Origin of the sequence: Janthinobacterium sp. (genome assembly GCF_031995485.1) — a bacterium.
Lineage (GTDB): Bacteria > Pseudomonadota > Gammaproteobacteria > Burkholderiales > Burkholderiaceae_D > Janthinobacterium.
In genome coordinates this window covers 13,817-33,018 of sequence record NZ_DAMAGB010000057.1, presented here as the reverse complement: position 1 = coordinate 33,018, position 19,202 = coordinate 13,817, and the positions used below count along the sequence as shown (strand labels likewise).

21 protein-coding genes are annotated in these 19,202 nt (G+C 63.3%); 6 read left to right on the top strand and 15 right to left on the bottom strand.

What is annotated here, in order from left to right:
* Position 1 precedes the first annotated feature (1 nt).
* From RTQ46_RS24125 to RTQ46_RS24085, 9 genes are all read right to left on the bottom strand, one after another.
* Positions 2-1,390 (bottom strand): copper oxidase, encoded by a 1,389-nt coding sequence (locus RTQ46_RS24125; protein ID WP_312440135.1) that lies wholly within the window; start codon positions 1,388-1,390, stop codon positions 2-4.
* A gap of 2 nt (positions 1,391-1,392) precedes the next feature.
* Positions 1,393-2,745 (bottom strand): TolC family protein, encoded by a 1,353-nt coding sequence (locus RTQ46_RS24120; protein WP_312440134.1) that lies wholly within the window; start codon positions 2,743-2,745, stop codon positions 1,393-1,395.
* Position 2,746: 1 nt separating this feature from the next.
* Positions 2,747-3,070, bottom strand: coding sequence for a hypothetical protein (locus tag RTQ46_RS24115; RefSeq protein ID WP_312440133.1), 324 nt, complete (start codon positions 3,068-3,070; stop codon positions 2,747-2,749).
* 102 nt (positions 3,071-3,172) lie between these two features.
* Entirely contained in the window at positions 3,173-3,604 is a 432-nt protein-coding gene (locus RTQ46_RS24110) for a hypothetical protein (protein WP_312440132.1), read from the bottom strand.
* A gap of 41 nt (positions 3,605-3,645) precedes the next feature.
* A complete protein-coding gene (locus RTQ46_RS24105; protein ID WP_312440131.1) occupies positions 3,646-4,164 on the bottom strand; it encodes a hypothetical protein in 519 nt (172 codons plus the stop codon).
* Positions 4,161-5,750: a sensor domain-containing diguanylate cyclase gene (locus RTQ46_RS24100; RefSeq protein ID WP_312440130.1), complete on the bottom strand. Its 1,590-nt coding sequence runs from the start codon at positions 5,748-5,750 to the stop codon at positions 4,161-4,163. Before RTQ46_RS24100 ends, RTQ46_RS24105 begins: the two co-directional genes overlap by 4 nt.
* Before the next feature lie 117 nt (positions 5,751-5,867).
* On the bottom strand, positions 5,868-6,425 hold the full coding sequence (locus RTQ46_RS24095; RefSeq protein ID WP_312440129.1) for an NAD(P)H-dependent oxidoreductase: 558 nt from the start codon (positions 6,423-6,425) through the stop codon (positions 5,868-5,870).
* Positions 6,426-6,524: 99 nt separating this feature from the next.
* Positions 6,525-7,661, bottom strand: coding sequence for an alanine racemase (gene alr, locus RTQ46_RS24090; protein WP_312440128.1), 1,137 nt, complete (start codon positions 7,659-7,661; stop codon positions 6,525-6,527).
* A gap of 2 nt (positions 7,662-7,663) precedes the next feature.
* Positions 7,664-8,953, bottom strand: a complete 1,290-nt coding sequence (locus RTQ46_RS24085) for a D-amino acid dehydrogenase (RefSeq protein ID WP_312440127.1) — start codon at positions 8,951-8,953, stop codon at positions 7,664-7,666.
* Between the two features lie 105 nt (positions 8,954-9,058).
* Between RTQ46_RS24085 and RTQ46_RS24080 the strand changes: the two genes are divergently transcribed.
* From RTQ46_RS24080 to RTQ46_RS24055, 6 genes are all read left to right on the top strand, one after another.
* On the top strand, positions 9,059-9,559 hold the full coding sequence (locus tag RTQ46_RS24080) for an Lrp/AsnC ligand binding domain-containing protein (protein ID WP_312440126.1): 501 nt from the start codon (positions 9,059-9,061) through the stop codon (positions 9,557-9,559).
* A gap of 149 nt (positions 9,560-9,708) precedes the next feature.
* Positions 9,709-10,053 carry a hypothetical protein gene (locus RTQ46_RS24075; protein WP_312440125.1) on the top strand — a complete coding sequence of 115 codons (345 nt, stop codon included), beginning with the start codon at positions 9,709-9,711 and terminating at the stop codon, positions 10,051-10,053.
* Positions 10,054-10,112: 59 nt separating this feature from the next.
* Positions 10,113-10,973: a tetratricopeptide repeat-containing protein gene (locus tag RTQ46_RS24070; RefSeq protein WP_312440124.1), complete on the top strand. Its 861-nt coding sequence runs from the start codon at positions 10,113-10,115 to the stop codon at positions 10,971-10,973.
* A gap of 54 nt (positions 10,974-11,027) precedes the next feature.
* Positions 11,028-11,672, top strand: coding sequence for a cysteine hydrolase family protein (locus RTQ46_RS24065; protein ID WP_312440123.1), 645 nt, complete (start codon positions 11,028-11,030; stop codon positions 11,670-11,672).
* A gap of 40 nt (positions 11,673-11,712) precedes the next feature.
* Positions 11,713-12,282 carry a YdcF family protein gene (locus tag RTQ46_RS24060; protein WP_312440122.1) on the top strand — a complete coding sequence of 190 codons (570 nt, stop codon included), beginning with the start codon at positions 11,713-11,715 and terminating at the stop codon, positions 12,280-12,282.
* A gap of 4 nt (positions 12,283-12,286) precedes the next feature.
* A complete protein-coding gene (locus RTQ46_RS24055) occupies positions 12,287-12,706 on the top strand; it encodes a DUF1810 domain-containing protein (RefSeq protein WP_312440121.1) in 420 nt (139 codons plus the stop codon).
* Here RTQ46_RS24055 and glpK read toward each other — a convergent pair whose 3' ends face one another.
* From glpK to RTQ46_RS24025, 6 genes are all read right to left on the bottom strand, one after another.
* Positions 12,707-14,200, bottom strand: a complete 1,494-nt coding sequence (gene glpK / locus RTQ46_RS24050; RefSeq protein WP_312440120.1) for a glycerol kinase GlpK — start codon at positions 14,198-14,200, stop codon at positions 12,707-12,709.
* A 138-nt stretch (positions 14,201-14,338) separates the two neighbouring features.
* Positions 14,339-16,069 carry an ABC transporter substrate-binding protein gene (locus RTQ46_RS24045; protein WP_312440119.1) on the bottom strand — a complete coding sequence of 577 codons (1,731 nt, stop codon included), beginning with the start codon at positions 16,067-16,069 and terminating at the stop codon, positions 14,339-14,341.
* Positions 16,070-16,131: 62 nt separating this feature from the next.
* On the bottom strand, positions 16,132-16,407 hold the full coding sequence (locus tag RTQ46_RS24040; protein ID WP_409518372.1) for a DUF2160 domain-containing protein: 276 nt from the start codon (positions 16,405-16,407) through the stop codon (positions 16,132-16,134).
* A 31-nt stretch (positions 16,408-16,438) separates the two neighbouring features.
* Positions 16,439-17,245: a carbohydrate ABC transporter permease gene (locus RTQ46_RS24035; RefSeq protein WP_409518371.1), complete on the bottom strand. Its 807-nt coding sequence runs from the start codon at positions 17,243-17,245 to the stop codon at positions 16,439-16,441.
* Complete coding sequence (locus RTQ46_RS24030) at positions 17,242-18,111, bottom strand: sugar ABC transporter permease (protein ID WP_312440117.1); 870 nt, start codon at positions 18,109-18,111, stop codon at positions 17,242-17,244. Before RTQ46_RS24030 ends, RTQ46_RS24035 begins: the two co-directional genes overlap by 4 nt.
* Positions 18,111-19,202 (bottom strand): ABC transporter ATP-binding protein, encoded by a 1,092-nt coding sequence (locus tag RTQ46_RS24025; RefSeq protein WP_312440116.1) that lies wholly within the window; start codon positions 19,200-19,202, stop codon positions 18,111-18,113. The genes RTQ46_RS24030 and RTQ46_RS24025 overlap by 1 nt, the downstream gene beginning before the upstream one ends.

The following is a 19,202-nucleotide window of genomic DNA, read 5'->3' as shown; positions in this document are numbered from 1 at the left end:
ATCAATGTCCTGCGTGACCAGTTGGCTTGCGCACATTCATTTCCACCGTGCCAGTTCGTGGCGCCGCCGGCCGGCCCGCACCCTGCCCCCGGACCGGCTCCGGCAAGGCACCTGTCCACTCGTAGGCCAGCGTGCCTTTCGGATGCCGGTACCAGCCCGGATCGCGGTAGTCGCCGGGTTGCTGGTCCTTGCGCACCTTCACCGTGGTAAACATGCCGCCCATGCCGATCGCGCCGAACGGACCGTCGCCGGCCATCATCGGCAGGGTGTTGTCGGGGATCGGCATCTGCATCTCGCCCATGTCGGCCATGCCGCGCTCGCCCATTACCATATAGCCCGGCACCAGCTGGTTGATCTTTGCCGCCACGCCCTGGTGGTCGACGCCGATCATGGTCGGCACGTCGTGCCCCATGGCATTCATCGTGTGGTGCGATTTGTGGCAATGAAACGCCCAGTCGCCCGGGTCGGTGGCGGTGAATTCCACCGCCCGCATCTGGCCCACGGCCACGTCGGTGGTCACTTCCGGCCAGCGCGATTCGGGCCGGGTCCAGCCGCCGTCGGTGCCCGTCACCTCGAACTCGTGGCCGTGCATATGGATCGGGTGGTTGGTCATGGTCAGGTTGCCCACGCGCACGCGCACCTTGTCGCCCTGGCGCACCACCATCGGGTCAATGCCGGGAAACACGCGGCTGTTGAAGGTGAACAGATTGAAGTCCGTCATGGTCATGATCTTCGGCGTATAGCTGCCCGGATCGATGTCGTAGTTGCTGAGCAAAAAGACGAAATCGCGGTCGACCTGCATGAAGTTCGGGTCTTTCGGATGCGTGACCCAGAAGCCCATCATGCCCATCGCCATCTGCGTCATCTCATCGGCATGCGGGTGGTACATGAAGGTGCCGGGGCGCCTGGCCACGAATTCATAGACAAAGGTTTTTCCGGGCGCAATGCCCGGCTGGGTCAGGCCCGTCACGCCATCCATGCCATTGGGCAAACGCTGGCCGTGCCAGTGCACGCTGGTGTGTTCCGGCAATTTATTGGTGACAAAGATGCGCACGCGGTCGCCCTCCACCACTTCGATGGTGGGACCCGGCGACTGGCCGTTATAGCCCCACAGATTGGCCATCATGCCCGGCGCCAGTTCGCGCACCACCGGCTCGGCCACCAGGTGGAATTCCTTGACGTTGTTGTTCATGCGCCAGGGCAAGGACCAGCCATTCAGGGTGACTACCGGGTTATAAGGACGGCCATTCGGCGGCGGTGGCGGCGCCTTGGTTTCGGCGCCGGCCATGCTGGCCGCTTCCGGCAGCGAGGCCGCGCCGGCGCGGCTGACGGCGGCGGCACTCAAGGCGACGGCGCCCGCATTCATGAAAAAGTTTCTACGTGAGATCATGGTTATTCCTTGTTGGCTGCGCCGCTGCCATTGATGGCCGACTGCAATTCGGTTTGCGCGATCCAGAAGTCGCGCTGGGTCTCGATGGCGCTGTTGACGCTGGCGACCTGCTCGCGCGCGTCCGCCAATAGTTCGAACACGCTGGCCAGCATGCCGTTGTAGCGCAGCAGCACTTCATGCGAGATCGTCTTGCGCAGCGGCACCACTTCATCGCGATAGTGGCGCGCCAGGTCGTAGGCAGTGCGGTAGCTCGAATAGGCCTCGCGCACTTGCGAACGGGCATTCACTGCCGTGGCCGCCGTGCGCTGCAGTGCCTGCTCGTAGACGGCCTGCGCGCGCGCATGGCGGGCCGTGCCCCAGTCGAACAGCGGCAGTTCCAGCGACACCTCATAGCCGTTTTCGCGGGGCGCGGCCGAGGTACTCTTGTTGGTGTACGCCACGTCGAGCACATTGACCACGCGCGTGACATTCGACAGGCCCAGCGCGCTGGCGGTGGCCTGTGCATCGAGTTTGCTCATCTGCACATCGAGGCGCTGCTCCATCGCCTGCGCTTCGATAGTGCCGGGCTCTTCCGCCTTCGCCGGCAAGTCCGGCAGGCGATCGGGCAAAATGAACGCGGTTTGCCGGCCCCACAGGCCCAGCAGGCGCGTCAGCCGTTCACGCGTGGCCGTGGCCTGGTGGCGCGCGCGCGCCAGGTCGCTGACCGCATCGGCATAAAACACCTGCTGGCGCGCCTGGTCCAGGCGGCTCCAATTCCCAGCCTGTTGCAGGCGCGTGGCCAGCTGGGCGCCAGCCTCGGCCGATACCAGCGCGCGCTGCATGAACTGTTCCGTCTGCACCGCCGCCACCGCCATGAAATAGGCGCGGCGCGTGTCGGCGGCCAGCTGCACGGCAGAACTGGCCGCCTGCAGCTTGGCCTGCTCGAAGCGTCCCCGCTCGATTTGTACGCGCATCGGCATGGTCAGCAGTCCCGCCAGGTCGAAGCTGGCGCTGCGGTCGATTTCATGGCCTTCGCTGCCATGCGAGCGGCCGAACGACAGCCCCGGATTGCGCAGCCGGCCGGACTGCACCAGGTCGGCTTCCGACGCCCCCAGTTCGGCCAGCGCCGCCCTCAGGCCGGGATTGTTCATCAGCGCAATGCGCACGGCGCTGTCGGCGTTCAAGGGCTGGGCCAGCAGCGGCGCCAGCCCGTCTGCGCCAGCTGCCGGGGCCAGGGCACCCGGTGCGCCGGTGCGCGCATCGGCCAGGGTGGACACGGCCTGCATGCCGCCGTCCTGGCTGAAACTGGCGCAGCCGCCCAGTAGTAAAGCTGCAGCCAGCGGAGTCAATCTTGACAAGGTATGGAAGGCGGCCATCTCAATGCCCCTGGTGCTGGTGGTGTTGGTCGTGCGCGACAGGCACAGGAACTGTCTTGTCCATCGGCATGGCGTGTCCCGCCATGTTCATCATATGGCCCTTGTGGCCGCCGGCCTCGCCCACCTTGCGGTTGACGGCGCGCCAGGTTTCGTCCGGGGTAGCGTCGTCTTCGGCGGCGCTGCGGTAGCCGTCGAAGGCGGAGCGGTATTCGGTGGCGGGCACGGCGGCCTGCGGGTCCTGCGGTGCAGGTGTTGGCGGCTGGGCAAGGGCGGCCAGCGGCGGCACGACGCACGCAGCCAGGACAAGGGCAATTAAATGCTTCATGAGTATCTCGATAACAGGACGGTCGTACGCAGGTGGTACGGGGGCAACGCTGGCATGGGGCGCAACAGGCGTAAGGTAGCGTCCCGCCAGGTTCACGGGCGGTCAGGCGGAGCGGATGCTTCTCGGGGGACGTTCGGGGCCGGGCGGAATATGCCCGGCAAACAGCAGCGCGCTTGCCACCGGCAGGCGGGGGGCGCGCAGGTTCAACGGCTGCAGCAAGGACATCGGCGGGGGCGCGCTGGCGGCCACGGTGCAGGCGCCATGGTTGCCGCAATCGTGGCCGTGCGCCATCGTCTTGCCATCGTGGTCATCGATTTGCATGGGCATGGCCATGTCCGCCATGTCTGCCATGTCCGTCATATCGTGGCAATGCGGTATGGCCGCCTTGACTTCCATCACTGCTGCCGCTTTCGCCACGCCATCCTGCTGCAGGCAGCAGGTGCGCATGGCCGCAGCGAAACCCTGCAAGGGCAGCGCAGCAACAAGCAGCCAGAGCAGCGAGCGGAGAAAACAGCGGTAAAGGGCGCGATTCATGGTGGCATGATAAACCTTCCTATGGACGGAAGGTCAAGCATTTATCTCAGCTGGTGCAGCCAGATGATCCAGGTGCCGAAATAGCCCTGCCCTTCCAGCACGATCTCGTCGCTGGCAAACTGCGCCTTTTTGAGCGCATTGACGGTGAAGTGGCGCCGTGCGTCCGCGTTGCGCGGGTCGCCGCTGCGGCGCGGCCGGTACGCCTGGGCGCCGCTGTGCGCGGCAATGGCATCGAGCAGGTCGCGGTACAGATAATCGACCAGCAGTTCGGCCAGCAGCGGCTGGTGTCGTGCCAGCATCGCGGCGATGCCGGGATAGCCCGCGTCGCGCAGGGCCGGCAGGTCGGATTCGTCCAGCAGCGCATCGTCTTCGCGGCAGGTCTGCAGGAAATCATCATATGCCTCGCCGACCAGGCCAGCCAGCATGCTGGCCGGCAAGCATAAGCGAAACGGCAGCAGCGGCAACGCGCTGCGCTGGCCGTAGCCCATGTCGCGGCAACCGAACCGGCGCAGGTCGAACGGCTGGCCGTCCACTTCGCAACTGATCGTCGAATCGGTCATCCGTGACGCGCCAGCATTTCATTGACGCCCACGCAGTTGCGTCCTCTTTCCTTGGCCACATACAGCGCCGCATCGGCAGCCAGCAGAATCGAGGCGCTGTCGCCATCCTGCTGGCTCGACGACACCACGCCCAGCGAGACGGTGATGGCGCCGGCGCCGGGAATCTCGGCCTCGGCTACCCGCCCACGCAGGCGCTCGGCGACCTGCAGCGCAATGTCGAGGCTGGCGTCCGGCAGCAGCATCAGGAATTCGTCGCCGCCATTGCGGCACAACACGTCATGGTCGCGTGAACCGGCGCGCATCAGTTGGGCCAGGCGCAGGATGACGGCGTCGCCGACAGCATGGCCCCAGCGGTCATTGACCTGCTTGAAGTGGTCGATATCGATGGCGATCACGGAAAACGCCCGCGATTGCGCCTGCCACGCTTCCAGGGCCGCATCCATGCCGCGCCGGTTGGCCAGGCCCGTCAGCGGATCGGTCTGCACATCGCTCTTGAGCTTGCCGATCTTGTTTTGCAGCAGCGACATGCCAACCAGCAAGGCGCGCTTGATCTGCGCCGCTTCCAGGTACCACACGCCGATGCGGCCGATGCGCTCGGCCATGCCGGGCGCATCCATGCGGCTGGCGCCTTCGGCCAGTTGCACCAGCGGACGCGAAATCAGGCGCGCCAGCCACCAGATCAGCGGCAGGGTCAGCAGGGCAATCGGCAAGGTATGCCACACCGTATTGAGCATCAGCTGGTTCAGCGGCGCCAGGGTGGCCAGCGTCGGGCGCTGGGCAACAATGCCCCAGCCCGTCGATGGCAGCACGGCGTAACCGGCCAGCATGTCCACGCCCAGCGTATTGACCGTGCGTCCGCTGCCGTTTTCGCCGCGCACGATGGCGTCGATTACCGTATTGCCCCCTGCCGTCGCCCCGACCCGGCCCGGATCGGGGTGATACAGCAGGCGCCGCTTCTGGTCGACCACATACAGATAGGAGCCATCGCGATAGTAATGTTCGCCCAACAGGCGGGACAGGATATTCTTTTGTTTCAGGTAAATCGAGCCGCCCACATAGCCCAGGTAGTCGCCATTGGCGGCAAACACGGGATGCGAGATAAAAATCACCAGGTTGCCCACTGAAGACAGATAAGGCTGGGTGATCAGGGGACGGCGCTCGCGCAGCGCCTGCTGCGCGCCCAGCGTGGTCAACCGGGTATCGCGCACGGCCAGCGTTTCTGGCGAAACACCCTGCACCACGCCGCGCGCATCGACAATCAGGACAGAGTTGAAGCTGTTGGTCTGCTTGCGCAGGCGCCCGGCCTCGGCATTGAGCGCGGCCCGGTCGCCAAACTGGCGCGCCAGCAGGCCGGCGCTGTAGGCCAGCTGCTGGCGCGTCGACTGCAGGAAATCCTCGGTGCTGCCGGCCAGCTTGTGCGCATACGCGTGGTTCGCCTCCAGTGTGCTATCGATCAGCAGCTGCCGCTGCACGCGAAACGTGGCGTAGAAGGTATTGGCCAGCGAAATGATGGCGCTGGCAAACGCTACCAGCACGATCAGACGGCGCAGATTGATACGCGAAGACAACTTGGATTGGTGCGGCATGGAAGTGGCATTGCCCGAAAAAGACGCATTATACATATCTATAGAGCAACAAACGATAAAGGAAACCGTTTATTGAGTGCTATATTGATATGGCATCAATTTCAGGCCTGTCCGCCATCAGGCGTGAATGGCGTGTTTTTGTATCCACGACACGTACTGTTTCATCCAGCCCTGGAAGAAGCCCAGGCTGGCCGCGCCGATATTGCCATTTTCGTCGAACAGGCCTTCTTTGGCCTGGATAAACATTTCCGGCTGGCCCAGCACCGGCACGTCGAGGTAGGCCAGCACGTTGCGCAGATGCTGCTGCGCCAGCGCGGTGCCGATGGCGCCGACCGACACGCCCAGTACGGCGGCCGGTTTGCCGCCCCATACGCTCTGGCCGTAAGGACGCGAGGCGTGGTCGATCGCGTTTTTCAGCACGCCCGGAATCGAACGGTTGTATTCGGGAGTCAGGAACAGCAGCGCCTGGGAATCGGCGATTTCGGTTTTCAGGCGCAGCACCTGCGGCGACTGGGCGCCGTCGTCATCCTGGTTGTACAGCGGCAGGTCGCCGATCTCGATCTGCTTGAAAGAGAACTCGGGCGGCGCCAGCTTGACGATGGCGTCAGCCAATTGGCGGTTGAAGGAATCCTTGCGCAGGCTGCCGACGATGATTGCAACTTGATACTGGCTCATATGAAAAATCCTCCGATAGGGTAAAAAAAGGCCTGACGTGATGATCACGACAGGCCTATCTTGCCACACAAGTATTGCTGACGTCTGCACGCCAGAAGGTCAGTTCGGCGACGGCGCCAACCCTGTATACACGCGGAAATAGCGTCCGCCCAGATTGGTCAGCACTTCATAGCCGATGGTATGGGCCATCGCGGCCACTGCGTCGACCGGGTGCTCGGGGCAGATCAGGTCGACCAGCTGGCCGGGCGCCAGGCGCGCCGGATCGATATTGCTCGCGTCGAGCGTGATCGAATCCATCGAGATGGCGCCGATCTGCGGCACCCGCACGCCATCGATCAGGCCCAGGCCCTGGTTGCTCATGCTGCGCAGCCAGCCGTCCGCATAGCCGACCGAGACGGTGGCCACCACGCATGGCCCGGTGGCCGTGTAGCGGCAGGAATAGCCGACATGCTCGCCCGCTTCGATGGTGCGCGTCTGGAGGATCTTGCCCTGCAGGCGCACCACCGATTGCAGCGGGTTCGGTTCGCCCGCCTGCGGCGTGATGCCGTACAGCGCGGCGCCCGGACGCACCAGGTCGAAGTGATAATCGGGCGACAGGAACACGCCCGAAGAATTGGCCAGGCTGGCCGGATACTGCGGCAGGCGCGCGCGAATTTCCAGGAAACGCGCCAGCTGCTGGGCATTGGCCGGGTGATAGCGCTCGTCGGCGCAGGCCAGGTGGCTCATCACATAGCGTACCTTGATGCCGTCGAGAAAATGCGGGTTCGCCAGCCAGCCGTCGATTTCCTGCGGCGACAGGCCCATGCGCGACATGCCCGTGTCGACCTGCACCACGGCGTCGAGTTCGCGGTCCAGCAAGGCGGCATGCGCGCGCCAGCCGGCCACCTGCGGCGCGCTGTTGAGCACGGGAATCAGGCCGTGCTGCGTGAATTCGCTTTCCGCGCCGACCGGCGGGCCGTGCAGCACGAAAATTTCGGCGTCCGGCGCCACGTGCGGGCGCAGGCTGATGCCCTCTTCCAGGTGCGCCACGAAGAAATGGCGGCAGCCCTCCTCGTACAGCGCGGCGCCCACTTGCGCCGCGCCCAGGCCATATGCGTCCGATTTGACCACCGCCGAACAGGCGGCAGGCCGGGCTTTCTCGCGCAGCAACCGGTAGTTGGCGCGCACGGCATGCAGATCGATCGTAAGGATGGCGCCGCTGCGCTCTTTTGCCGTAACAACTGTGTTTGCCGTCATGCTCATGCCTCCGCGTAGTGCAGCTTGCCGCCCTGCTGCGCGCCGCCATAGCGGCCCACGGACAAATCGTCGGCACGGATCGCCGGCTGCTTCGACGACATCAGGTCGGCCAGCAATTGCGCCGAGCCGCAGGACATGGTCCAGCCCAGTGTGCCGTGGCCCGTGTTCAGGTACAGATTGCGCAATGGCGTGCGGCCGACGATGGGCGTGCCGTCCGGCGTCATCGGGCGCAGGCCGGTCCAGAAGGTGGCCTCGCCCGTGTTGCCGCCGCCGGGGAACAGGTCGTTGACCACCATTTCCAGCGTTTCGCGGCGGCGCGGATTGAGGCGCAGGTCGTAGCCGGCGATCTCGGCCATGCCGCCCACGCGGATGCGGTCGTCGAAACGCGTCACCGCTATCTTGTAGGTCTCGTCGAGGATGGTCGACACCGGCGCCTTGGCCGCATTGACGATGGGCACGGTGATCGAATAGCCTTTCAGCGGATACACGGGGATGCCCAGCAAGGGGTTCAGCAAGGTGGTCGAATAGGAACCCAGCGCCACCACATACGCGTCGGCCTTGACCACCTCGGCGCCGCATTGCACGCCGGCAATCGCTTCGCCCTGCGTCAGCAGCGCGTCGATCGCCACGCCATAGCGGAACTGCACGCCCAGGTTGACGGCCATCTCGGCCAGACGGGTGGTAAACAGCTGGCAGTCGCCGGTTTCATCGTTGGGCAGGCGCAGGCCGCCGAACAGCTTGTCCTTGACCGCTTCGAGCGCCGGCTCGGCGCGCGACAGCTGGTCGCGCTGCAGCACCTCGAACGGTACGCCCGCGTCTTTCAGCACATCGATATCCTTGGCCGCATCGTTGTACTGCTTTTCGGTGCGGAACAATTGCATCGTGCCCTGCTGGCGGCCTTCATAGCTGATGCCAGCCTCGGCACGCAGCACCTTGAAACAGTCGCGGCTGTATTCGGCCAGGCGCACCATGCGCTCCTTGTTGACGGCGTAGGCGTCCGGGGTGCAGTTACGCAGCATCTGCCACATCCATTTCAGCTGTGCCATGCTGCCGTCGAGCGAGATCGACAGCGGTGCATGGCGCTGCATCATCCATTTGACGGCTTTCAGGGGAATGCCGGGCGCGGCCCATGGCGAGGCATAGCCGGGCGAGATCTGCCCCGCGTTGGCAAAGCTGGTTTCCAGTGCCGGACCAGGCTGGCGATCGATGACGGTCACCTCATGCCCTGCCCTGGCCAGATAATAAGCACTGGTGACGCCGATGACGCCGCTACCCAGAATCACGATACGCATAATTTCCTCTATTTATTTTAGGGCAGATTGCCAGATTTACCGCTATGATATTGCCAAGTCACCAGCATATGTTCACGTATAAATCGAAATATTCAGCAAATAATCATGAGAATTCTAAAAGAATCGTCGCGCGGCCTGGACAAGCTGGACCGGCACATCCTGCGCATCCTGCAACAGGACGGCCGCATCTCGATGAAAGACCTCGGTGAACAGGTCGGTTTGTCGATTACCCCGTGCATCGAGCGGGTCAAGCGCATGGAGCGCGATGGCGTGATTACCGGCTACCACGCCAAGGTCAACCCGGCCGCGCTGGGCGCCAAGCTGCTGGTGTTTGTCGAAATCACGCTCAATCAGAAATCGGCCTCGGCCTTCGAACAATTCCGCCGCGAGGTGCTGCAGATTCCGGAAGTGCAGGAATGCCACCTGGTATCGGGCGACTTCGACTACCTGATCAAGGCGCGCATCCATGAAATGGCAGAATACCGCAAACTGCTGGGCGACATGCTGCTGCAGCTGCCGGGGGCGGCCCAATCGAAAAGCTATGTGGTGATGGAAGAAATCAAGGAAACGCTGGCGGTCTCGACCGATGTGCTGCACAAGAGCTGAAAGTAGCAGTTGGCGATACCATCGGCATCGGTTTTTGCGCCTTTGTATAATCCGGTAGCACACCGTTACAAATGCACGCACACTCTCCCTCGACATCACGCCCGTCCCCTCTGAGATTGGAAGCAGTGATGCGCACCGGGACTACTGCTATGAATACCTTTTTAAAACTGGCGTTATCTTGCCTCGCCGGCCTGTCCATGGCCATGTGCACCGCCAGCGAATACACCGTCAACCGCGCGCCTGCCAATGGCGCCATCTACCAGACCATTACCGTCGGCAAGACCACCCGCCTCGACCTCGACGCGGCGCTGGGCAGCGCCACCGTGGTCAGCTTCGACCCCGGCTATGAAGTGTGGGTCTACAAGAACCAGCTGCAAGCCCCTGCGAGCCGTTTCCTGCCTCTGGTGGGCCAGAAAGGCACGCGCGAAGTGGCCGTCATGTTCGACCGCGCGGGCATCGTCAGGAAATTCCGCATCCACGAGCCAAGGAAATAAGCAGGACGCCACGACTGCGGCCCATGCGCTACAGTTACGGTTTATCCATTTGACTCCGCATGCAATTACCCGCAAACAGCCATCTCATTTCGCTGGACAAGGACTGGCAGCACCGCCAGTCTTATCCGCCACTTGGTTTTACACCTTTTTACGAAGCCGCCCTGGGCAATGGCGATACGTTCGGCCTGTACTGGCCCATCGGCCGCGAAGCGTTTGAACCGATCGTGGTGGAAACCTGGCACGACGAATGGCGCGTGCAGCCGCAGTTTTCCAGCATCGATGCCTTTCTGCAAGCCTACGAACGGGCGGATGACGAGCATGTGACCACGCCCTCGCTGGCCGACGATCCGGCTTCGCCGTTTGCCGCTTATCTGGCGGCAAAGGAAGCGATCGGCCAGCGCAACCCCGAGGCGGCCATCGGCCTGCTGGAAGCGGCGCTGGCCATCGTGCCCGAATATACCGATGCCCTGTGCCTGCTGCATGGCCAGTACGTGCGCGCGGGCAGGACCGATGACGCCGTCAAGCTGGCGATCCGCGCCATCATCTCGCCGCCCTCGTTTGGCGGTCCGCCATTGAAGGCGGTGCAATGGCTGCGCAGCCAGCCGGTGGCTGACAAGGAGCTTGATCCCATCTGGCGCATGTGCGGGCAGTTGTCGTTCAGCTTTGGCGGCAGCAAGGAAAACGCCGATTACCCGCTGCTGGCCGCCGCGATCGAATGCTATCTGGAACAGGAAAACTTTCTCCATGCGGCGACGCTGATGCAAACCTATGCGGAACTGATGAGTGCGGAAACCGTGTCGTTCCAAGAGCGCTACGGCTTCGACCAGGCCGCTTTCATTGCACGCCAGATCGCCGTCAGCGCACAGCTGGCGCCGGGCGGACGCGATCCGGCCACACTATGGGCCGCCCGCCCCGCCTGACGCCAGGCAATGGTTTAAACTGACCGTTCACCTTTCAATAAAAAGGACATCCCCATGGCCAACGCATCTCCCCCGCCGCGCCGCGCCCTGCTCGTGATCGACGTGCAGAATGAATACGTCACCGGCAAGCTGCGCATCGAATATCCGCCCGTTGCCACGTCGCTGCCGAATATCGCGCTGGCCATGCAGGCGGCGCGCGCCGCCGGCATGCCTGTCATCACGGTGCAGCACGACGCACCGGCAGGCTCGCCGATTTTTGCCAGGGACAGCGACGGCTGGCAGTTACACCCAAGCATAGCCAGCTTTGCCGCCGATCATCATATCCACAAGACCATGGGCAGCGTGTTTGCGGGAACCGACCTTGCCGACTGGCTGGAAAACCATGCGATCGACACGCTGACCGTCACCGGCTACATGACGCACAACTGCGACGCCTCGACCATCTACCATGCCGCGCACCATGGCCTGCAGGTGGAATTCCTGGCCGACGCCACCGGTTCGCTGCCATATGAAAACGCGGCCGGCAAGGCCAGCGCCGAAGAGATCCACCGCGTCTACAGCACCGTGTTTCATTCCAGCTTTGCGGCGGTGGCCAACACGGCCGAGTGGATCGCGGCGGTACAGGAAGGCAAACCGCTGGCCAGGGACAATATCTTCCTGTCCAACCAGCGCGCGGCCAGGCCCGGCGCTGGCGCATGATGGCGCGCCGACCGCCACCTGCTGCGCTTGCCGGCCACCCATGATCCGCTTGTTCACCCGCCTTGTCCTTGCCGCCCTGTCCGTGTTTGTGCTGGCGACCGTCGCGCTCGTTCTCGCGGGCCTGAACGACAAGAACGGGCAGGCCGAATTGATCGTGGTGCCGGGCAATACGATTGCGTCCGATGGCACACCGAGTCCTAGGCTGCAGGCGCGGCTCGATGTGGCGGTCAAACTGTTCAAGCAAGGAAATGCGCCGCGCATTTTTGTCAGCGGCGGCACCGGCAAGGAAGGGTTTGACGAGGCGGCCTCGATGGCAGCCTACCTGCGGCGCCAGGGCGTGCCGGCGGCAGCAATCATCGAGGACAGCCAGGGCTGGACCACGGGCGCCTCTGCCGTCAATGCGGCCGCGTATCTGCGCGCACAAGGAAAGGGCAAGCACACGGCCATCGCCGCTACCCAGTATTTCCATGTGCCGCGTTTCCAGCTGGCGCTGGAACGGCAAGGCGTCACCGTCAGCGGCCATGCCCATGCGCCGTATGTTGAACTGCGCGACCTGTATTCGATCCCGCGCGAAACCGTGGCCTATCTGCTGTATTACCTGAGGGGATAATGCAATGGCGCAGCAATTTGATCTGCAACGCTTTGTCGATGCGCAGGACACCGTCTACGACACCGTGCGCGCCGAACTGAGAGCCGGCCACAAGCGCAGCCACTGGATGTGGTATATCTTTCCGCAACTCGCGGGCCTGGGCCGCAGCGAGACGGCGCGCCATTATGCGCTGTCGGGCGTCGAAGAAGCACAGGCGTATCTGGCGCATCCGCTGCTGGGCCAGCGGCTGGAAGAATGCTGCACGATACTGACCGGCATCGAAGGCCGCACGGCCAGCGCCATCTTCGGCTATCCCGACGACCTGAAGCTGCATTCCTCGCTGACCCTGTTTGCGCAGGCCGCGCCAGACCAGCCCCTGTTCGGCGCCTGCCTGGCCAAATATTTCAATGGCCAGCGCGACGCCGCCACGCTCCAGCTTCTGTAATTACGCGCTCCAGTCGCGCGAACGCTCGACCGCGCGCTGCCACTTGTGCAGCCGCGTGAGTCGCTCATCGTCCGCCATCATCGGCTCGAAGCGGCGCGCCACGCGCCACTGCGCGGCGATCTCTTCGAGCGAACTCCAGTACCCCACCGCCAGGCCCGCCAGGTAGGCCGCGCCCAGCGCCGTGGTTTCCGTCACCACCGGCCGCACCACCGGCACATTCAGGATGTCCGACTGGAACTGCATCAGCATGTCGTTGCGGGCCGCGCCGCCGTCGACGCGCAGTTCGGATAGCGCAATGCCGGCGTCATTCTGCATCGCCGACAAGACATCGACGTTCTGGTAAGCCACGCCTTCGAGCGCCGCGCGCGCGATATGCGCCTTGCCGGTGCCGCGCGTAATGCCGATCAGCGTGCCGCGCGCATACGGGTCCCAGTACGGCGCGCCCAGGCCGGCGAACGCCGGCACGAACACCAGGCCGCCCGTATCGGGCACGCTGGTAGCCAGCGCTTCGACCTCGGACGAATGGCTGATGATGCCCAGCCCGTCGCGCATCCACTGCACCGCCGCGCCGGCAATAAAGGCGCTGCCTTCGAGCAGGTAGTCGGTGCTGCCCGCGCCCTGCCCCAGCTGCCAGCCGACGGTGGTCAGCAGCCGGTTCTTCGACGGCAGCGGCTCCTTGCCGACATTCATCAGCATGAAGCAGCCGGTGCCATAAGTATTTTTGGCCATGCCCGGCTGCAAGCAGGCCTGGCCGAAGGTGGCCGCCTGCTGGTCGCCGGCGATGCCGGCAATCGGCAGCGGCACGCCCAGCAAACCGGCATCGGTGTGCGCCGCCACGCCGCTCGACGGCACCACCTGCGGCAGCAGGGAGGCGGGAATATCGAGCAGCGCCAGCAGGTCCGCATCCCACTGCAAGGTATGGATATTGAACAGCATGGTACGCGAGGCGTTGCTGGTGTCGGTCAGGTGCGCGCCGCTCATCTTCCAGATCAGCCAGCTGTCGACCGTGCCGAAAGCCAGCTCGCCCCGTTCGGCCCGTGCGCGCGCGCCGGGCACATTGTCGAGCAGCCACTTGAGCTTGGTGGCGGAAAAATAGGCGTCCAGCACCAGCCCCGTCTTCTGCTGGATCAGCTCCGCCTTGCCCTCTGCCACCAATTGCTCGCAGAAGGCGGCATTGCGGCGGTCCTGCCAGACGATGGCGTTGGCCACCGGCTGGCCCGTGGCGCGGTCCCACAGCACCGTCGTTTCGCGCTGGTTGGTGACACCAATGGCGGCCACGTCGGCAGCTTTCACGCCGCTCTCGCGCAGCACCTGGTGCAGCACCGACAGCTGCGAGTCCCAGATTTCATCGGCGTCATGCTCGACCCAGCCCGGCTGCGGAAAGATCTGGCGAAATTCGCCCTGTGCGCAGGCATGCGGATGGCCGGCGTGATCGAACAGGATGGCGCGCGAACTGGTGGTGCCCTGGTCTAAAGCAAGTATGTATTTGGTCATGGTTTGCACTGCGTTGTGACAGGTGAGAACTCTGCGGGTTGGCTGGCGATTTTTTTAACCCCAACGCCGCCCCTGGGGTCGGACCCTCAGGATCCGACCCCGGTATTTCGCCGTTGGGGTAGCAATCATACCTTCGGCCTAGCGCACCTTGCCCTCTTTCCACGCTTGCAGCAGCTTGTCGTAGGCGATGGTCTCACCCTTCGGCTTTTCGTTCGCCAGCTTTTTCCATGGCGCGTGCTGGTCCGACAGGTACTGGTTCGGATCGCCCTTGGCATTGAGCTTCGGCGCGCAGGCCTTCATGCCGGCCCGCTGCAGGCGCGCCATGACCTGATCCATTTCCTCGGCCAGGTTGTCCATCGCGGCCTGCGGCGTTTTTTCGCCGGTAATCGCGGTGGCCACGTTTTTCCACCACAGCTGGGCCAGCTTCGGATAGTCGGGCACGTTGTTGCCGGTCGGCGTCCATGCCACGCGGGCCGGGCTGCGGTAGAACTCGATCAGGCCGCCGTATTCATTGGCGTGCTTGGTAAAGTACTCGTGGCGGATATCGGAGTCGCGAATGAACGTCACGCCAACGATGGACTTTTTCAGCGACACGGTTTTCGAGGTGACGAACTGCGCATACAGCCAGGCGGCGGCCTTGCGGTCGTCCGGCGTGGACTTGAACAGGAACCAGGAACCGACGTCCTGGTAGCCGTTCTGCATGCCGTCCTTCCAGTACGGGCCGTGCGGCGACGGCGCCATGCGCCATTTCGGCGTGCCATCCTTGTTCACCACCGGCAAGCCCGGTTTCACCATGCCGGCCGTAAACGCCGTGTACCAGAAGATCTGCTGGGCGATTTCGCCTTGCGCCGGCACCGGGCCGGACTCGGAGAAATTCATGCCGTTCGCCTGCGGCGGCGCGTATTTCTTCATCCAGTCGATATATTTGGTCAGCGCAAACACGGCCGCCGGCGAATTGGTGGCGCCACCGCGCGACATCGAGGCGCCGACCGGCGTGCACTTGTCGGCCGCCACCTTGATGCCCCATTCATCGATCGGCATGCCATTCGGAATGCCCTTGTCGGCCGCGCCGGCCATCGACAGCCAGGCATCGGTAAAGCGCCAGCCCAGCGACGGATCTTTCTTGCCGTAGTCCATATGGCCGAACACCTTCTTGCCGTCGATTTCCTTGACGTCATTGGTAAAGAATTCGGCGATGTCCTCATAGGCGGACCAGTTCTGCGGCACGCCCAGCTCGTAGCCGTACTTGGCCTTGAACTTGGCCTGCAAATCCTTGCGTGCGAACCAGTCGGCGCGGAACCAGTACAGGTTGGCGAACTGCTGGTCGGGCAGCTGATATACCTTGCCGTCCGGCGCGGTGGTAAAGCTGATGCCGATAAAGTCCTTCAGGTCGATGCCGGGATTGGTGAATTCCTTGCCCTTGCCGGCCATGTAGTCGGACAGCGGCTCGATCGCGCCATAGCGGTAGTGGGTGCCGATCAGGTCGGAGTCCGAGACCCAGCCGTCATAGATGCTTTTGCCGGACTGCATCGAGGTCTGCAGCTTTTCCACCACATCGCCTTCCTGGATAATGTCGTGGCGCACCTTGATGCCGGTGATTTCCTCGAAGGCCTTGGCCAGCGTCTTCGATTCGTAGACGTGGGTGTCGATGGTTTCCGACACCACGGAAATTTCCTTGACGCCCTTGGCTTTCAGCTTGGCGGCCGCATCGATAAACCATTTCATTTCATCGAGCTGCTGCTGCTTGTTCAGGCTCGACGGCTGGAATTCCTTGTCGATCCAGGTTTGCGCCTGTTTGGCATCGGCCAGCGCCGCACCCGACACCAGCAATGCGGCCGCGGCCGCCAGGACTGTACACTGCAATTTCATCGTGATTCTCCTTTATAGTTGTCATCCGGCAGGCAAAACCCGCCGGTAATTTCATCTACGACTTATCCCCAACGCATTACTACCAACAACAACACAAAACTGATGGCCGCTCCTATCGTTTGCTGCATTTCCGTAAAGCCGGCCCACGCCAGGTTGACATAGGCGGCCGCCAGCAGACCGACAAACAGGCGGTCGCCGCGCGTGGTCGGCATCGGCAGGAAACCCTTGCGTTCGATGCTGGGCGAACGGATCTGCCAGATCGTCATGCCGGCCAGCATCAAGCCGATGCAGCCAAAAAAGATCGCCACTTCGGGCGTCCACGCCATCCAGCCGAACAGGCTGGCGCTGCTATCTGCAGTTGCTTCCATCTCACACCCTCCCCATGGCAAAGCCCTTGGCTATGTAATGCCGCACGAACCAGATCACCAGGGCGCCCGGCACGATGGTCAGCACGCCCGCCGCCGCCAGCACGCCCCAGTCCATGCCGGCCGCCGACACGGTGCGTGTCATGGTGGCGGCGATCGGCTTGGCGTTCACCGACGTGAGCGTTCGCGCGAGAAGCAGCTCGACCCAGCTGAACATGAAGCAGAAGAAGGCCGTCACGCCCACGCCCGACTTGATCATCGGCAGGAAAATCTGCACGAAGAAGCGCGGGAAGCTGTAGCCGTCGATATACGCCGTCTCGTCAATTTCCTTCGGCACGCCCGACATGAAGCCTTCGAGTATCCACACGGCCAGCGGCACGTTGAACACCATGTGCGCCAGCGCCACGGCCAGGTGGGTGTCCATCAGGCCGACGGTCGAGTACAGCTGGAAGAACGGCACCAGGAACACGGCCGGCGGCGTCATGCGGTTGGTCAGCAGCCAGAAGAACAGGTGCTTGTCGCCGACAAAGTTGTAGCGTGAAAAGGCATACGCGGCCGGCAAGGCGACGGTGACCGACATCACCATGTTCAGCGCCACATAGATCATCGAGTTGATATAGCCGCTGTACCAGGACGGATCGGTAAAGATCGTGTGGTAGTTGGCAAACGTCAGGTGCTCGGGCCACAGGCTCAGTACGCCAACGATCTCCTCGTTGGTTTTCAGCGACATATTGAGCATCCAGTAAATCGGCAACATGGAGGCGATCAGGAACGCGGCCAGGATGGCGCCGCTCACTTTCTTGTTCATCATTTCTGGTCTCCCGTGCCCACGCGTTGCATCCAGGTGTACAGCACGAAGCAGAACAGCAGGATGATCAGGAAATAAATCAGCGAGAATGCCGAAGCCGGTCCCAGGTCGAACTGGCCCACCGCCTTTTGCGTCAGGTATTGCGACAGGAAGGTGGTGGCATTGCCCGGTCCGCCACCGGTCAGCACGAACGGTTCCGTATAGATCATGAAACTGTCCATAAAGCGCAGCAGCACGGCAATCATCAGCACATTGCGCAACTTCGGCAGCTGGATATAGCGGAACACGGCCAGGCGCGAGGCGCCGTCGATGCGCGCCGCCTGGTAATAGGCGTCGGGAATCGCGCGCAGGCCCGCGTAGCACAGCAGCGCGACCAGCGGCGTCCAGTGCCAGATATCCATCACCATCACCGTCAGCCAGGCGTCGAGCGAATTGCCGTTGTAGTTATAGTTGATGCCCAGCGAGTTCAATGTATAACCCATCAGCCCGATATCGCCACGGCCGAAGATCTGCCAGATGGTGCCGACCACGTTCCAGGGGATCAGCAGCGGCAGCGCGATCAGCACCAGGGCGAGCGACGCCTTCCAGCCATCGGCCGGCATGCACAGGGCAATCAGGATGCCGAGCGGAATCTGGATCGCCAGCACCGAGCCGGAGAACAGCAGCTGGCGCAGCAAGGCGCTGTGCAGGTCGCCGTCGAGCATCACCATGCGGAACCATTCGGTGCCCACGAATACCTTCTGCGTGGGACTCAGGATGTCCTGCACCGAATAATTAATCACCGTCATCAACGGCAAAATTGCGGAAAACGCCACGCACAGCAGCACGGGCAGAATCAGGAACCAGGCGCGGTTGTTATCGGTCTTCATTAGGCCACCCGTTTGTCGTTGAGGTAATACAGCGTGCGTTCCGGCGGAAAGCGCAGCCGCACGGCGTCGCCGGCGACGGCATCGATGGCGCGCAATTTGGCCGCCACCGTGACGCTGCCCAGCCGGAACTCGGCCAGGTAATGCGTGCCCATATTGCGCACCGCCAGCACGCTGGCGGCGACCGTATCGTTGCCGGCGGCATCGGGCTTCATGCACTCGACAAACTCGGGCCGCACGCCGAGCGTAATCTTGCCTTGCGCACCCGTCAGCGCAGCGCGCGCCGCCTCCGGCAAGGCCAGCGCCTGCCCGGCCACCCGCGCCTGCCCGTCTTCCACCGTGCAATCGAACAGATTCATGCCGGGGTTGCCGATAAAGTAGCCGACAAAGGTATGCTCGGGCGCCTCGAACAGCGCCTGTGCGCTGCCCGTCTGCACCACCTCGCCCTGCGTCATGACCACCACCTGGTCGGCAAAGGTCAGCGCTTCGACCTGGTCGTGCGTGACGTAGATCAGCGACAATCTGAGTTCGTGGTGGATCTCTTTCAATTTGCGCCGCAGCAGCCATTTCAGGTGCGGGTCGATCACCGTCAGCGGTTCGTCGAACAGCACCGCCGCCACGTCGGGGCGCACCAGTCCCCGGCCCAGCGAAATTTTCTGCTTGGCGTCGACCGACAGGCCGCTGGCGCGCATTTTCAGGTCGCCGGACAATTCCAGCATCCCGGCCACCTGCTGCACGCGTTTGCGTACCTCGGCCTCTTTCCAGCCGCGATTACGCAGCGGAAAAGCCAGATTGTCGTGCACGGTCATGGTGTCGTAGATGACGGGAAACTGGAATACCTGCGCGATATTGCGTGCCTCGGTCGGCAGTTGCGTCACGTCCTTGCCGTCGAACAGCACCTTGCCATGCGACGGTTTGACCAGGCCCGAAATAATATTGAGCAAGGTGGTCTTGCCGCAGCCGGACGGTCCCAGCAGCGCGTAGGCGCCGCCATCCTGCCAGCTCATGCTCATCGGCCGCAGCGCATAGTCGGTCGGTGCGGATGGGTTCGGTTTATAGGCGTGCGCCAGGTCGATCAGTTCGATGCGCGCCAT